Here is a 13277-nt window from a genome sequence, read left to right as displayed (position 1 = left end):
CGGCCTCCTTGGGCGCGATCAGCAGCGCTGCATGACAAGGGCGGTCCACTCGCCCAGATCCTCGCGCGATTCCAGCACGAAACCGGCGGCGCGATAGGCCTCGATCACCTCGTCCGCCTGACTGACCAGCAGGCCCGACAGGATCGCCCGGCCCTCGGGCGCGATGTGGCTGGCCATATCCGGCGCCAACTCGATCAGCGGCTGTTTCAGGATATTCGCCAGCACCAGATCAAAGGGCGCGGCCTCGTCCAGCATCGGATGGTCGAAGCCCACCGCCTGAATGCTGACCACCCGCCCGTCCAAGCCGTTCGCCAGCACATTCGCCGACGCCACATCCACCGCCACCGGGTCGATGTCGGACGCCAGCACCACCACCGGCCACAGCCGTGCCGCAGCCATCGCCAGCACCGCCGTCCCCGCGCCGATATCGGCCACGCGATGCGGCACCCAGCCGCTTTCCGCCAGCCGGTCCAGCGCCAGCAGGCAGCCGCGCGTGGTGTCGTGGTGGCCGGTGCCAAAGGCCATCGCCGCCTCGATCAGCAGCCCCTCGGCATGGGCGGGCACGCGGTCGGCGTCATGGCTGCCATGGACGAAGAACCGCCCGGCCTCGACCGGGGACAGCTCGCGCTTGACATGGGCGACCCAATCGACATCAGGCAACTCGCTGATGACAAAGGGGTTCGCCCCCTGCGCGGCGGCCAGAAGCGCCAGCGAGATCTCGTCCGGCTCTTCGGTGAAATAGGCGCCGACCTCCCAGCGGTCGCGGCCATCCTCGATCTCGAAGATGCCGGTGCCGACGGGTTCCGGGGTCAGCCCCTCGCACAGGTCGGACAGCGTCTCGGCGGCCTCGCGGCCCGCGACATGGGTCAGGGCGGTCCAAGTCGCCATCAGGGCAGCTCGTGCCCTTCGGGCATGGCCGCGGCGACGCCGGTGCCGCGCATGTTGCAATAGCCATCCGGCACCTTGTGCAGATATTGCTGGTGATCGGCTTCCGGCGCGGGCCAGAAGCGGTCGAGCGGCAGGATCTGCGTGGTGATGTGGCGCTTGCCCGCAACGGCGAGGCGGTTGTCGTAGTCGATCTTGGACGCCTCGGCCTGCGCCTTCTGGTGTTCGTTATCATACATGATCAGCGAGCGGTACTGGTCGCCCACGTCGTTGTGCTGGCGGTTGCCCTGCGTCGGGTCGTGGTTTTCCCAGAACAGCTTCAGCAGGTGGTCATAGCTGATCCGCTCCGGGTCATAGACCACACGCACCACCTCGCCATGGCCGGTGCCACCGGCGCAGACCTGACGATAGGTGGGGTTTTCGGTGGTGCCGCCGGCGAATCCGACCTGCGTCATCCACACGCCGGGCTGTTCCCAGAACAGTTTCTCGACTCCCCAATAACAGCCCATGCCGAAGACCGCCTGTTCGTATCCGGCGGGGATGGGCGCGTCCATCGGTCGGTCGAAGATCGCGTGATTGGCCATGTGTCACCTTTTCTGCATCTGCGCCCCAACGTCCGAAACCTTTGACAGGTTCGCATGTGGCGCGCGTTCATGGCAGAATATGGCATCGCCCGGCGCATTGACCAGAGGCAGCCGCGCAAAGCCCTGCCCCGAAAGCGAAAAAACGGCATGAAAAAACCCCGGGCCGCACGGGGGCGGGCCGGGGTTTTGATCTGGTGACGCAGCGTCAGGCTGCGCCGGGGTCAGAAGTTGCCGTTCACGACGCCGTCGATGTCGGCGCGGCACAGACCGATATCGGTCAGTTCGCGGTCGCTCAGCCGCTCGAGTTGCAGACGGGTCTCGCGGCGCAGCGCCCAGTCGCGGAGCGTGTCGCCGATGCGGGCCAGCAGGTCGCGGCCCAGCGGGGCCTTGGCATGGGTGGTCGTGGCGGATGCGGTCATCATCGTCATGGTATCGTCCTTTCTTGCGTCGGCGCCGGGCAGTCATCGGTCACGGCGCGGTCGTTCATCTCTGTTTGGCTTGCACTCAACATAGCCCAATGCTGCACCTGCAACCAGCCCCACAACCGCAACCCAGCTATGCAGGAACCTCATGCGAGGGGGCATTTTCTACCGAAAAACCGATATTTGCGGGAATTATCTCGTGCGTGGGACGATCTGCCGCATTGAAGCCATGGGCCGAAGGGCACCGGGACTGCTCTTATCCATGCTGCACCGCAGCATCACCAGTCCCCGAGATGCGCCTGAAACAGCGTCAGCGCCGCCACCGCCGCCGTGTCGGCCCGCAGGATGCGCGGCCCCAGACTGATCGGTGTGACGACATCCAGCGCCCCCAGCATCTCGCGCTCAGCCGGCGAAAAGCCGCCCTCGGGGCCGATCAGCACCGCCCAAGGGCCCCGCGCCAGCCCGGCCAGGGTATCGGCTGGGCCATATCGGGCCTCGTCCCCCCACAGGATGCGCCGCTCGGGCGGCCAGTCGGCCAGCACGCGACGCAGCGGCACCAGATCCGCGACCGGGGGGACAAAGGTGCCGCCGCATTGCTCGGCGGCCTCGACGGCATGGGCCTGCAGGCGGTCCTGACGGATGCGCTCGGCATTGGTGAACTCGGTCTGGACCGGCATGATCCGCGCCGCGCCCATCTCGGTCGCCTTCTCGACGATGAAATCCGTCCGCGCCTTCTTGATCGGCGCGAACAGCAGCCACAGATCCGGCGGCATCTGCTGCGGCGCGGTCTGCGCCAGCACCGTCACCTGCCCGCCGCGTTTCGAGGCGACCGCGATCTCGGCCGACCACGCGCCGTCGCGGCCGTTGAAGACGGTCAGACGGTCGCCCTGCCCCAGCCGCATCACCCCGAACAGGTAATGCGCCTGGTCCGCGGTCAGCCCGACCGCTTGCCCCGCCCCAAGCGGGTGATCTATGAACAGCCGGACCCTGGACATGAGACCTTCCTATGAAACCCGCCCTGCAAAGACCAGATGCCGTGCGCGATGCCGTCAGCGGAAACTGGGTCGACCACAACGCCCCCGCAAGCTGGCGCCCCTGGCTGCGCCTTAGCCGGATCGACCGGCCCATCGGCACATGGCTGGTGCTGCTGCCATGCTGGTGGGGGGTGGGGCTGGCGATGCTGGCCGACCGGCCGCGGCTGGTCGACCTGTGGATCGTTCTGGCCTGCGGGATCGGCGCGCTGGTCATGCGCGGCGCGGGCTGCACCTGGAACGACATCACCGACCGCGACATCGACGGCTCGGTCGACCGGACGCGCAAGCGGCCCATCCCCTCGGGTCAGGTGACGCTGCGGGGCGCGGTGGGCTGGCTGGTGCTGCAAAGCCTGATCGGGCTGGTGATCCTGCTGACGCTGAACGGGGCGGCGATCTGGCTGGGCTTTCTCAGCCTGCTGCCGGTGGCGATCTATCCCTTTGCCAAGCGCTTCACCTGGTGGCCGCAGGTGTTTCTGGGTATCGCCTTCAACTGGGGCGCGATGCTGGCCTATGCCGCCCATCAGGGCCGGCTGGACGCGGCGCCGGTCATCGCGTGGTTCGCCGGCATCGCCTGGACGGTGTTCTATGACACCATCTATGCCCTTCAGGACGCCGAGGATGACGCCCTGATCGGCGTCCGCTCGACCGCGCTGCTGTTCGGTCGGGACGCGCCGCGCTGGCTGGCGGTGTTCGGCGCGATCTCGGTCACGCTGCTGGCGGTGGCCATTGCCGCCACCGGGGCCGAGGGCGCGGGCTGGTGGGTGGCGCTGGCCGCCCTTGCCGGGTTCGCGGCGCATCTGGTCTGGCAGCTTTACCAGCTGGACATGGACAGCGACGCGGTGCAGCTGCGGCTGTTCCGCTCGAACCGCGATGCCGGGCTGATCCTGGCCGTGGGGCTGGCGCTGGCGGCGATCCTGCAGGCGGCGCTGCAATGAGGGACGCGCGACACGGCATCGTGTCGGTAGTTTCGATTTACAACCTCGCCCGTCGACATTAACCCGTCTGCATGAGCGATACGCCCGCTGAACCCCCGGCCGCCTCGCTGGCCCAGCCCCCCCCCGCGCCGCCGCGCGGCCCCGCTGCTGCTGTCCCTGCTGATGATCGGCGGGGCCGCGGCGGCAAGCTGGACGGCGGCGGAATATCTGGCCGATGCGCTGCGGGACGACCGCGCCACGCGGATGCGGGCGACGCTGTCGGATGCGGGCTTTGACTGGGTGACGGTGCGCGCCGACGGGCTGGTGATCCGCCTGACCGGCACCGCGCCGGACGAGGTGACGCGGTTCCGGGTGCTGACCGCCGCCGGCAGCGTCGTCGATGACCGCCAGATCCGCGACGAGATCCGGCTGGCGAAACGCGACATGCTGCAGGCGCCGGATTTCTCGCTGAAGCTGCTGCGGCAGGGGGACGAGGTCTCGCTGATCGGGCTGATCCCGGCGGCCAGCGGGCGTGAGGGCTTTGCCAAGGCCCTGTCGCAGCCCGATCTGGCGCTGACCGACATGACCGGCACGGCGGCCTTTCCCGCCCCCGAGGGCTGGACCGAGGCGATGGATTACGGGCTGCGCGCGGCGGCCCTGATCGAGCAGGGAACCGTCGCCGTCTCTCCGGGCCGGGTCGCGATCGAGGCCGTGGTCGCCACCCCCGACGACAAGCCCCGGCTCGAGGCCGCGCTGCGCAACGCCGCGCCCGCCGCAATCACGCCCGAGATTTCCGTGACCGCGCCCCTGCCCGTCATCGCGCCCTATGCGCTGCGCTTTCAGCACGCGGCGGATGCGCCCGCCGAACTGACCCCCTGCGCCGCCGATACCGAACAGGCCCGCGACCAGATCCTTGCCGCCGCCGCGCAGGCAGGGGCCGAGGCCGAGTGTCCGCTGGGCATCGGCGCGCCCGCAGGCTGGGTGCAGGCGGCGACGGCGGGGATCAAGGCGGCGCAGGATCTGGGCGACGCGACGCTGGAAATCACCGACCGCAACATCCGCCTGACTGCCGGACCGGAGGTGGCGACGGAGGCCCTCACCACCGCGCGGGACGGGCTGTCCGCGAAGCTGCCGGCGGGCTGGGTGCTGAACGTCTCGCAGTCCGAGATGCAGACCCAGGGCCCGGCGCTGTTCACCGCCGAGATCACCGAACAGGGCGAGGCGAGGCTGTCCGGCGTTCTGCCCGACGAGACGATGCGCCAGACCGTCCAGTCGCTCGCCCGCGCCCAGATCGGGGCGACCGACGGGACGCTGACGCTCGACCCCTCGCTGCCCGCGGGCTGGGCGCCGCGGGTCATGGCCGGGCTGGATGCAATGGGCCTGCTGGAACGGGGCGAATTGACCGTGACCGGCGAGGAGATCCGCCTGAGCGGGGTCAGCGGCGATGCGCTGGCGCCGGAAAAGGCCATTGCCGCGCTTGCCGACCGGCTGGGGGCGGGGGCGGAATACAGCCTCTCGATCAGCTATGACCGGTTGCTCGACCCTCAGATCACGCTGCCGTCGGGCGCGCTCTGCGTGGATCGGCTGAACGCGGTGCTGCTGCAATCACAGATCGGGTTCGAGCCGGGCGGCGCGGGGATTGTCGGTGATGTCGGCCCGATGCTGGACGAGTTGCGGCCGATCCTGGCCGACTGCGCCGATTACCGGATTGAGATCGCCGGCCATACCGACGCGCAGGGCGGCGACGAATCGAACCTCAAGCTGTCGCGGGCGCGGGCGACGGCGCTGCTCGACCGGCTGCGCGATGAGGGGCTGTCGGTCGCCAACATCGTCGCCAATGGCTACGGCGAGACCCGCCCGGTGGCCGAAAACGACACCGAAGAGGGCCGCGAGGCGAACCGCCGGATCGAGGTGACGCTGCTGGCCCCCGACCCGGTCGCCCCCGCCCTGCCCGCCGCGCCAGAGCTGCGCGGCCACACCCCCACGCCCGAGGCCGCCGCCGCAAGCCTGGAACGCGCCGCCGCTGGCCGCAACGGGGCGGCGGCGGATGGCGAGTCTGACGGCGCCGATGCCACCGGCCTGACCGCACTGCCCGGCACGCTGTCGATCCCGCTGCCCGGCGCCGAAACGCTGGCCCCGCCCCCGGTGATCGAGCCGCCCGCGACCGTGCTGAACGCCACGCCCGACACGCCCCGCCCCGCCGCACGGCCCGAAGACGCCGCAACCGACACAGAGGCGCCATGACCCTGACCCATGACAATCTGACGATGGCCATCGCGCTGACCCTTGGCGCGGCTTTCCTGCTGGGCTGGTTCGCCTGCTGGCTGGTCCACCGCCTGACCCGCCCCGGCCGCGCCGAGCTGGGGGTGCTGGACCGCCTTGCCGCCGATCTGCATCAGGCCGAGACCGCGCTCGAACAGGCGACGACCGATTGGGGCCAGCGCGAGGCCGCGCTGCACGAACGCCTCGCCTTCTCGGCCACCGAACTCGCCACCGCCCGCAGCGCCATGCAGGAAGCCTCGGAAGAGATCGAGGAGTTGCGCGCCTACATCGAGCGGCATCTGGGGCCGACGAGCTAGAGCGGGTTTCATAACCGGTTGGGACCGCGTGACTGGCCGTCCTTGGCAGCGGGCCGCGTCTGAACCGTGGTGAGCGATTGCAGTTTGGTGGAGTTTCGGAGATGCCGGTGCTCCGTAGCTCTTGGGTCATAAACAGGCGGCCCGACTGGCAACTGATCGCCCCAGACCCTTGACCACTCATCCCTGTGTCGGCTGCCATTTGCTGCGGTCGTTCCACGCAGAGTTTAGCTGCTTTTACTGAAACGCTGTCGCCCAGACGACTCTTGGCGCGGGGACCGCCGTCCGCTCGGTCACTACAACGAAAAACGCCGGCGCGATCCAATCGCACCGGCGCCAACTCTACACTTCAGACGCTGAAACTCGCGCGCCCTAGCTCGCAAACACCCTCAGACGCCCGCTTCGACGATGGCGCGGGCCAGCACCGGAACGCTGTCGCGGTTCAGGCCGGCGATGTTCAGGCGCGAATCGCCGACCATGTAGATGCCCGCCATCTGGCGCATCGCGGCGACCTGCTCGGGCGTGGCGCCGAGGCGCGAGAACATGCCGCGGTGACGCGCGATGAAGTCGAAGCGGTCGGTGCCGGTCAGGTCGCGCAGCTCTTGCGCCAGTTGCTCGCGCAGGCTCAGCAGGGTCTGGCGGATCTCTTCGACCTCTTGCTGCCAGTCGGCCTTCAGCTCGGCATCGGTGAGGATGGTCGAGACGATCCGCGCGCCGTGATCGGGCGGAAAGCTGTAGTTCTGGCGGTTCAGATAGGCCATCGCCCCCTGCGCCAGATCGCGCGTCTTGTCGCTGTCGCTCAGCGCCATCAGGATGCCGGTCCGCTCGCGATAGATGCCGAAATTCTTGCTGCAGGACGCGGCGATCAGAACCTCGGGCAGGCGCTCGGCGATCATCCGCGTGGGCTGCGCGTCGGCCTCGATCCCGTCGCCAAAGCCCTGATAGGCCAGGTCGATCAGCGGGATCGCCCCGGTCTTTTCCAGCACGCCCGCGATCTCGTCCCACTGTGCGGCGGTCGGGTTGGCGCCGGTCGGGTTGTGGCAGCAGCCATGCAGCAGCACCACGTCGCCCTTTTTGGCGCGACCCAGCGCGTCCAGCATCGCCTCGAACGCGACGCCGCGGGTGTCGTTGTCGAAATAGGGATACATCTCATGGGCTTGACCCATGAAGTTCAGGATCGAAAGGTGGTTGGGCCAGGTCGGGTCGGAGACGTGGATCACCGTGTCCGGGTTGGCCAGCCGCACCAGTTCCAGCGCCTGCCGGATCGCGCCCGTGCCGCCCACCGTCGCGACCGAGGCCACCCGCCCCGAGGCGGTGTCGCCCAGCACCATCTGCTGCATCGCATCTCGATATTCCGGGTCGCCCGCGAGGCTGGTATAGGCCTTGGTGGCCTGGTTTTCCCAGATCCGCTGCTCGGCCGCCTTCACCGCGCGCATGACCGGGGTCAGGCCGTTGGGGTCCTTGTAGACGCCCACGCCAAGGTCGATCTTGCCCTGACGGGTGTCGGCCTTGAAGTCGGCCATCAGCGACAGGATCTTGTCGGCGGCTTGCGGTTTCAGATTACCCAGCATTCATGCGTCTCCGGTAGCGATTTTCAGGTTGGAATCGGCGCCCCATTCGGCCCAGGACCCGTCATACAGCGCAGTTGCCCGATGTCCCAGCCGTTCCAGCGCCAGGCTGAGCGAGGCCGCCGTGATGCCGGAACCGCAGCTGGTGATGACCGGGCGGGACAGATCGACGCCCGCCTCCTCGAACGCCGCGCGCAGTTCCGGCAGCGGCTTCATGCGGCCGCTGTCGTCATAAAGGCGGCCGACCGGCACGTTGCGCGCCTGCGGGATATGGCCCGCGCGCAGCCCCGGACGCGGCTCGGGCGCCTCGCCGCGAAACCGCTCGGGCGAGCGGGCATCGACGATCTGCTCGCCGCCGTCGCGGGATGCGACCTCGACCTGCGCCGCATCGCGGACCAGCGCCGGGCGCGGGCTGGGGGTATAGTCGACCGGGTCGCGCAGGCGCGGCTCTGCATGGGCGAGGTCATGGCCCGCCGCCGTCCACGCCTTCAGCCCGCCATCCAGCATCGCCACCCGCTCATGCCCCATCAGGCGAAAGGTCCACCACGCCCGCGCGGCGCTGTGGGTGTCGGCGTCGTCATAGACCACGACCTGATCGTCCGGGCCGATCCCCAGCCGGCGCATATGGGCGGCAAAGACCTCGGGCGGGGGGGCCATGTGCGGCAGGTCGCTGCCGCTGTCGGACACCGCGTCGATATCGAAGAACTGCGCCCCGGGGATCCGGCGCGAGTCGAACTCGGCCCGGGGGTCGCGGCAGGTGGCGGCCATGTGCCAGCTGGCGTCCAGCAGCCTCAGCCCCGGGTCGTTCAGATGCTCTGCCAGCCACTCGACCGAGACCAGGCTCTGCGGATCGTCCTGCATGAAAACCCCCACGCGATGCGTTTGAAATGTCTGTAACCCCCGCACCGGCAGGGGGCAACAGAGTTAACAATCGCTTGGCCGCGCCGGTTCCGTCTCAGTCGCGTGCCATCGCCTGCGCGCGGATCTGGCTGAGCGTGCTTGAACTGGTCAGCGCCTCGGGGTCGAGGCGCAGCTCGATCACTGCCAGCCGCTCGGCCGCCCTGGCGCGGGCGAAGGCGTCGAGGAAATCGGCCTGCGCCGTCACTGTCTCGCCATGCCCGCCATAGCTGCGGGCGAGCGCGGCAAAATCGGGCGCGGCAAGTCCGGTGCCCGAGACGCGGCCGGGATAGTGTCGTTCCTGATGCATCCGGATGGTGCCGTATTGCCCGTTATTGGCGACGATCACGATGACGTTGGCACCATGCTGCGCAGCGGTGGACAGCTCGTTCACCGTCATCTGCAGGCACCCGTCCCCGGCGAGGCAGATAACCGTCCGGTCGGGCATCTGCAACTTGGCGGCGATGGCGGCGGGCAGGCCGTATCCCATGCTGCCCGAGGTTGGGGCAAGCTGCGTGAACGCCTGCTTGAAGCGGAAATAGCGGTGCAGGAAGGCCGCGTAATTGCCCGCGCCATTGGTCAGCACGGCGTCGTCGGGCAGGTTTGCGGACAGCCAGCCGATCACCTCCTCCATCCGCACGGCGCCGGGTGTCGGGCGGGGGCGCTGCCAGTCTTCGTAGGCGGCGCGCAGGCCGGCGGTCCAGTCGGCGAAACTGCGCGTGGCCTTGCGGCTGGCAAGGGCCGCCAGCATCGCCTGCGGATCGGCGCAGATGCCGGGATCGGCGCGCCACAGCGTGCCGATCTGGTCGGGGTCGGGATGGACCATGACGATGCGCCGCCCCTGCCCCTCGGCCGGGTTCATCAGCGCATAGCCATCGGTCAGCGTGTCGCCCAGCCGCGAGCCGAGCGAGATCACCAGATCCGCTTGCCGCAGCGCCGCGCCCAGGGCCGGGTTCATCCCCACCCCCAGATCGCCGACATATTGCGGCAGGCGGTTGTCCATCCGGTCCTGACGGCGGAAGGGCACCGCGACCGGCGCCTGCCACGCCTCTGCCAGCCGGGCCAGATCATCCGCCGCCCGCGCCGACCAGACCGAGCCGCCGGGCACGATCAGCGGGCGTTCGGCCTTGCCCAGCGCATCCAGGACGGCATCGACGGCGCTGTCCGAGGGCGCGTTCATCACCGGACGCGCGGCGGGCAGATCGGCGATGGTGGCCGAGGCCGACAGCATGTCCTCGGGCAGGGCCAGAACCACCGGGCCGGGGCGGCCGGACATGGCCAGATGAAAGGCCCGCGCCATGTATTCGGGAATGCGGGCGATGTCGTCGATCTCGGCCACCCATTTCGCCAGACCGCCGAAGACGCGGCGGTAATCGAGTTCCTGAAACGCCTCGCGGTCGCGGTCGGCGCGGGCGATCTGGCCGACCAGCAGGATCATCGGCGTCGAATCCTGCCGCGCGACATGGACGCCGGCGCTGGCATTGGTGGCGCCCGGCCCGCGCGTCACGATGGCGATGCCGGGCCGCCCGGTCAGCTTGCCATGGGCCTCGGCCATCATCGCGGCGCCGCCCTCTTGCCGGCAGACGATGTTCTGGATGCCGCTGTCGTAAAGCCCGTCAAGCACCGCCAGAAAGCTTTCGCCCGGCACCGAAAACACGCGCTCGACCCCGTTCAGGCGCAGCGCATCGACCAGGATCTGCCCGCCATGCCGCGTGCTGTTGCTGCCGTCCATCGCCTGTCCCTTTCTTCCGCGCCGGTGCTGGCCGGCCCCCGGCCTGTTGTGGCGCGGATCGCGCGCGGTTTCCAGCCTGTCGCGCCCCTGAAGCGCGCTGCCGCGCCCCTGTCGCGCCGCGTGGGCGACGCCTTTACTTCGGCCGGGTCTGCGCTTATCTGGGGTCGGTCATGGCACCGAAATCAGACCCCAACTACAAGATCATCGCCGAGAACCGCCGGGCGCGGTTCGATTATTTCATCGAAAGCGATCTTGAGGTCGGTATCGTCCTGACCGGGTCCGAGGTGAAATCCCTGCGCAGCGGCCAGTCCAACATCGCCGAATCCTATGCCAGCGTCGAGGATGGCGAGCTGTGGCTGATCAACAGCTATATCGCCGCCTATAAGCAGGCCGGCGTCTTCGGCCATGACGAGCGTCGCCGGCGCAAGCTGCTGGTCTCGCGCCGCGAACTGGCCCGGCTTTGGGCGGCGGTCGGGCGCGAGGGGATGACGCTGGTGCCGCTGGTGATGTATTTCAACCATCGCGGGCTGGTGAAGCTGAAGATCGGCATCGCCAAGGGCAAGAAGGTCGCGGACAAGCGCGAGACCTCGGCCCAGCGCGACTGGAACCGGCAGAAACAGCGCCTGCTGAAGCAGAGCCAGTAGCGTTCCCGCCGTTGGCCGCTGTCAGTGTCGGTCGGGGCTGCCGTCGGGGGTGCGGACCTCGCGGATGCGCGCGCTGATCCGGCGGCGGGCATCGTCGGGTTCGCGCGCCAGCGCCTGCATCAGCGCCTGCACCTCGCCCCGCAGCCCGTGCATCTCGTCCAGCAGCGACATCACCAGCGACAGCGCGTCATCGTCGAGGCCATAGCAGTCGGACAGGTTGCACAGCAGTTCGACCCGCGCACGGTCGACCTCGCGAAACCGGGTGCCCTGCGCCGAGATCATCGGCTGCACGGCGCGGATGCGGATATAATGGGTCAGCCGCGCATCGGTCAGATCATCGATCACGGCGATCAGGTCTTCTGCGGTATAGTCGGCCATCCTCAGCTCCCCATCCCCTTGCGCGGATCATAGGCGTGGTCCGCGCGCCATTTCGTGATGAACTCGGCCAGCTCGTCGTCGATCTGGCGCGGCATCACCACCTTCAGCTCGACATATTGATCGCCGCCCTTGATCCCCTTGCCCTTCAGGCGCAGCTTCTGCCCCGTGGTCGAGCCGCGCGGCAGGTTCATCGCCACCTCGCCGCCCAGGGTCGGGACCGCGATGCGGCCGCCCAGGATCGCCTCGTCCAGCGCGATGGGCAGGGTGATGGTCACGTCGTTGCCGTCGCGGCGCCAGTCGGGGTCATCGGCCACATGCAGCGTCAGATAGGCGTCGCCCGGCCCGCCCTTGCCATGGCCGGGGCCGCCCTTGCCGCGCAGCCGGATGGTCTGGCCGTCCTGCGCCCCTTCGGGGATCTTGACCTCGAGCGCGTCGCCGCCCGGCAGCACGATTCGGGTCGAGCCGCCCTTGGCCGCGGTCATGAAGTCGATCTGCAGATCGAACCGCAGATCCTGCCCGCGCATGTCAAACCCCTGCGCGCCCGCGCCGCGCCCGAACCCGCCTGCGCCGCCGCCACCCATGCCACCCATGCCGCCGCCCATCCCACCGCGGGCGCCGAACAGATCCTCGAACAGGTCCGAGAAATCGCCCTGCCCGGCCGTCGAATACTGGCGATAGGGGTTGTCGCCGCGCTCGGCAAAGTCGCGATAAAAGCGCTGCTGCTGCCGCTCTTGGCCATGGGCGTCAATCTCGCCCGCGTCGAAGCGCTTGCGCTGCTCGGGGTCTTTCAGCAGGTCATAGGCGGTCGCGGCGGCCTTGAAACGCTCGGCCGCGGCGGGGTCCTGGTTCAGATCGGGGTGATCGGTCTTGGCGATCTTGCGATAGGCTTTCTTGATCTCGGCCTGGGTCGCGTTCCTGGTCAGGCCCAGCGCCTTGTAGGGATCGTCCATGTTCTGTCTTGCCTCGTCTAACCTTGCACCATCGGTCCCGTTCCGTCCGCCCCTTATGTCGGCCCGCGCGGCCTGATGTTCAACCCGTTACCTCGGGCGCGGGATCGCGGAAATGCGACGCCAGCGGCTCGGGGATGTCGAATTCCTGCAGGGCGCGGTCGCGGGCCATGGCCGACATCTTGCGCGCGGTCAGATTGACGATGCGGTCCATGTCCTTGGGCGACTGGGTCTGGGCAAACGGCGCCATATAGTGCCGCATGAAGGTGAAGCAGGCGACATCCTGCAGGGCCTGGACGCCATCATCGCGCTTGATCCCTTCCTTGCGGATCATCCGGCCGGCGGTCTCGATCTGGTCGTCGTCATAGCCTGCCTCGCGCATGAAGCCGGCGACGCGGTCGGCATGGCGGCGGGCCTGTTCGCGGCGCCAGTCCAGATAGCCCTTGCGGCCTTCGGGAAACTCGCTGCGGGGCAGCCGCCAGCGCTCGATATGCTGGCCGCGGCAGGCGATCTGCAGCGCCTCGCCGGCGTCGGGATACAGGGCGCGCTGCTCGGCGGTCATGCGTTGACCGTAAAGAAGCTCGACCGGCTGGCCGTCGGTCAGGTTGGGATCGGCGGCGTTGGCCGCATCGATTCGGGCGAATACATCGGTCAGTCTGCTGTTCATGGCCGCATCTTGCCGTGACCGGGCGCGCA

The 13277-nt window shown here is 68.8% G+C and carries 14 protein-coding genes; 4 read left to right on the top strand and 10 right to left on the bottom strand.

Annotated features, from left to right (window positions below; all coding sequences use genetic code 11):
- Positions 1-18: 18 nt before the first annotated feature.
- From CYR75_RS04000 to CYR75_RS03985, 4 genes are all read right to left on the bottom strand, one after another.
- Positions 19-888 (bottom strand): 50S ribosomal protein L11 methyltransferase, encoded by an 870-nt coding sequence (locus tag CYR75_RS04000; RefSeq protein WP_101498943.1) that lies wholly within the window; start codon positions 886-888, stop codon positions 19-21.
- Positions 888-1469 (bottom strand): peptide-methionine (S)-S-oxide reductase MsrA, encoded by a 582-nt coding sequence (gene msrA / locus CYR75_RS03995; protein WP_101498942.1) that lies wholly within the window; start codon positions 1467-1469, stop codon positions 888-890. Before msrA ends, CYR75_RS04000 begins: the two co-directional genes overlap by 1 nt.
- Before the next feature lie 221 nt (positions 1470-1690).
- Complete coding sequence (locus CYR75_RS03990; RefSeq protein ID WP_225972829.1) at positions 1691-1897, bottom strand: DUF1127 domain-containing protein; 207 nt, start codon at positions 1895-1897, stop codon at positions 1691-1693.
- Between the two features lie 272 nt (positions 1898-2169).
- A complete protein-coding gene (locus tag CYR75_RS03985; protein WP_101498941.1) occupies positions 2170-2886 on the bottom strand; it encodes a 16S rRNA (uracil(1498)-N(3))-methyltransferase in 717 nt (238 codons plus the stop codon).
- Positions 2887-2897: 11 nt separating this feature from the next.
- Between CYR75_RS03985 and ubiA the strand changes: the two genes are divergently transcribed.
- The 3 genes from ubiA (at position 2898) to CYR75_RS03970 (ending at position 6418) form a co-directional block, all read left to right on the top strand.
- Positions 2898-3860: a 4-hydroxybenzoate octaprenyltransferase gene (gene ubiA / locus CYR75_RS03980; protein ID WP_101498940.1), complete on the top strand. Its 963-nt coding sequence runs from the start codon at positions 2898-2900 to the stop codon at positions 3858-3860.
- 162 nt (positions 3861-4022) lie between these two features.
- Positions 4023-6083 carry an OmpA family protein gene (locus tag CYR75_RS03975; RefSeq protein WP_101498939.1) on the top strand — a complete coding sequence of 687 codons (2061 nt, stop codon included), beginning with the start codon at positions 4023-4025 and terminating at the stop codon, positions 6081-6083.
- Complete coding sequence (locus tag CYR75_RS03970; RefSeq protein WP_192876680.1) at positions 6080-6418, top strand: hypothetical protein; 339 nt, start codon at positions 6080-6082, stop codon at positions 6416-6418. The genes CYR75_RS03975 and CYR75_RS03970 overlap by 4 nt, the downstream gene beginning before the upstream one ends.
- A 386-nt stretch (positions 6419-6804) precedes the next feature.
- Here the strand turns inward: CYR75_RS03970 and CYR75_RS03965 are convergent, their stop codons facing one another.
- From CYR75_RS03965 to CYR75_RS03955, 3 genes are all read right to left on the bottom strand, one after another.
- Positions 6805-7986: an amino acid aminotransferase gene (locus CYR75_RS03965; RefSeq protein ID WP_101498938.1), complete on the bottom strand. Its 1182-nt coding sequence runs from the start codon at positions 7984-7986 to the stop codon at positions 6805-6807.
- Positions 7987-8844: a 3-mercaptopyruvate sulfurtransferase gene (sseA, locus tag CYR75_RS03960; RefSeq protein ID WP_101498937.1), complete on the bottom strand. Its 858-nt coding sequence runs from the start codon at positions 8842-8844 to the stop codon at positions 7987-7989.
- Between the two features lie 94 nt (positions 8845-8938).
- Positions 8939-10612, bottom strand: coding sequence for a thiamine pyrophosphate-binding protein (locus tag CYR75_RS03955; protein ID WP_101498936.1), 1674 nt, complete (start codon positions 10610-10612; stop codon positions 8939-8941).
- A gap of 170 nt (positions 10613-10782) precedes the next feature.
- On the opposite strand from CYR75_RS03955, the gene smpB reads away from it, so the two are divergent.
- Positions 10783-11256 carry an SsrA-binding protein SmpB gene (smpB, locus tag CYR75_RS03950; protein ID WP_101498935.1) on the top strand — a complete coding sequence of 158 codons (474 nt, stop codon included), beginning with the start codon at positions 10783-10785 and terminating at the stop codon, positions 11254-11256.
- A gap of 21 nt (positions 11257-11277) precedes the next feature.
- On the opposite strand, the gene CYR75_RS03945 is transcribed toward smpB, so the two are convergent.
- The 3 genes from CYR75_RS03945 to CYR75_RS03935 form a co-directional block, all read right to left on the bottom strand.
- Entirely contained in the window at positions 11278-11634 is a 357-nt protein-coding gene (locus CYR75_RS03945; RefSeq protein ID WP_101498934.1) for a hypothetical protein, read from the bottom strand.
- Between the two features lie 2 nt (positions 11635-11636).
- Complete coding sequence (locus CYR75_RS03940) at positions 11637-12584, bottom strand: DnaJ C-terminal domain-containing protein (RefSeq protein WP_101498933.1); 948 nt, start codon at positions 12582-12584, stop codon at positions 11637-11639.
- Between the two features lie 79 nt (positions 12585-12663).
- Positions 12664-13248, bottom strand: coding sequence for a DUF4202 domain-containing protein (locus CYR75_RS03935; RefSeq protein WP_101498932.1), 585 nt, complete (start codon positions 13246-13248; stop codon positions 12664-12666).
- Positions 13249-13277: the final 29 nt, after the last annotated feature.

Origin of the sequence: Paracoccus jeotgali (genome assembly GCF_002865605.1) — a bacterium.
GTDB classification, from domain to species: domain Bacteria; phylum Pseudomonadota; class Alphaproteobacteria; order Rhodobacterales; family Rhodobacteraceae; genus Paracoccus; species Paracoccus jeotgali.
The sequence above is the reverse complement of the archived record's forward strand: the minus strand, read 5'-3'. Positions and strand labels throughout refer to the sequence as shown.

Coding starts and splice junctions, on each gene's coding strand:
- CYR75_RS03990 (WP_225972829.1), bottom strand. CDS start 1,897: ATGACGATGATGACCGCATCCGCCACGACCACCCATGCCAAGGCCCCG.
- CYR75_RS03935 (WP_101498932.1), bottom strand. CDS start 13,248: ATGAACAGCAGACTGACCGATGTATTCGCCCGAATCGATGCGGCCAAC.
- CYR75_RS03940 (WP_101498933.1), bottom strand. CDS start 12,584: ATGGACGATCCCTACAAGGCGCTGGGCCTGACCAGGAACGCGACCCAG.
- CYR75_RS03985 (WP_101498941.1), bottom strand. CDS start 2,886: ATGTCCAGGGTCCGGCTGTTCATAGATCACCCGCTTGGGGCGGGGCAA.
- CYR75_RS03965 (WP_101498938.1), bottom strand. CDS start 7,986: ATGCTGGGTAATCTGAAACCGCAAGCCGCCGACAAGATCCTGTCGCTG.
- smpB (WP_101498935.1), top strand. CDS start 10,783: ATGGCACCGAAATCAGACCCCAACTACAAGATCATCGCCGAGAACCGC.
- CYR75_RS04000 (WP_101498943.1), bottom strand. CDS start 888: ATGGCGACTTGGACCGCCCTGACCCATGTCGCGGGCCGCGAGGCCGCC.
- ubiA (WP_101498940.1), top strand. CDS start 2,898: ATGAAACCCGCCCTGCAAAGACCAGATGCCGTGCGCGATGCCGTCAGC.
- CYR75_RS03955 (WP_101498936.1), bottom strand. CDS start 10,612: ATGGACGGCAGCAACAGCACGCGGCATGGCGGGCAGATCCTGGTCGAT.
- CYR75_RS03945 (WP_101498934.1), bottom strand. CDS start 11,634: ATGGCCGACTATACCGCAGAAGACCTGATCGCCGTGATCGATGATCTG.
- CYR75_RS03970 (WP_192876680.1), top strand. CDS start 6,080: ATGACCCTGACCCATGACAATCTGACGATGGCCATCGCGCTGACCCTT.
- CYR75_RS03975 (WP_101498939.1), top strand. CDS start 4,023: ATGATCGGCGGGGCCGCGGCGGCAAGCTGGACGGCGGCGGAATATCTG.
- sseA (WP_101498937.1), bottom strand. CDS start 8,844: ATGCAGGACGATCCGCAGAGCCTGGTCTCGGTCGAGTGGCTGGCAGAG.
- msrA (WP_101498942.1), bottom strand. CDS start 1,469: ATGGCCAATCACGCGATCTTCGACCGACCGATGGACGCGCCCATCCCC.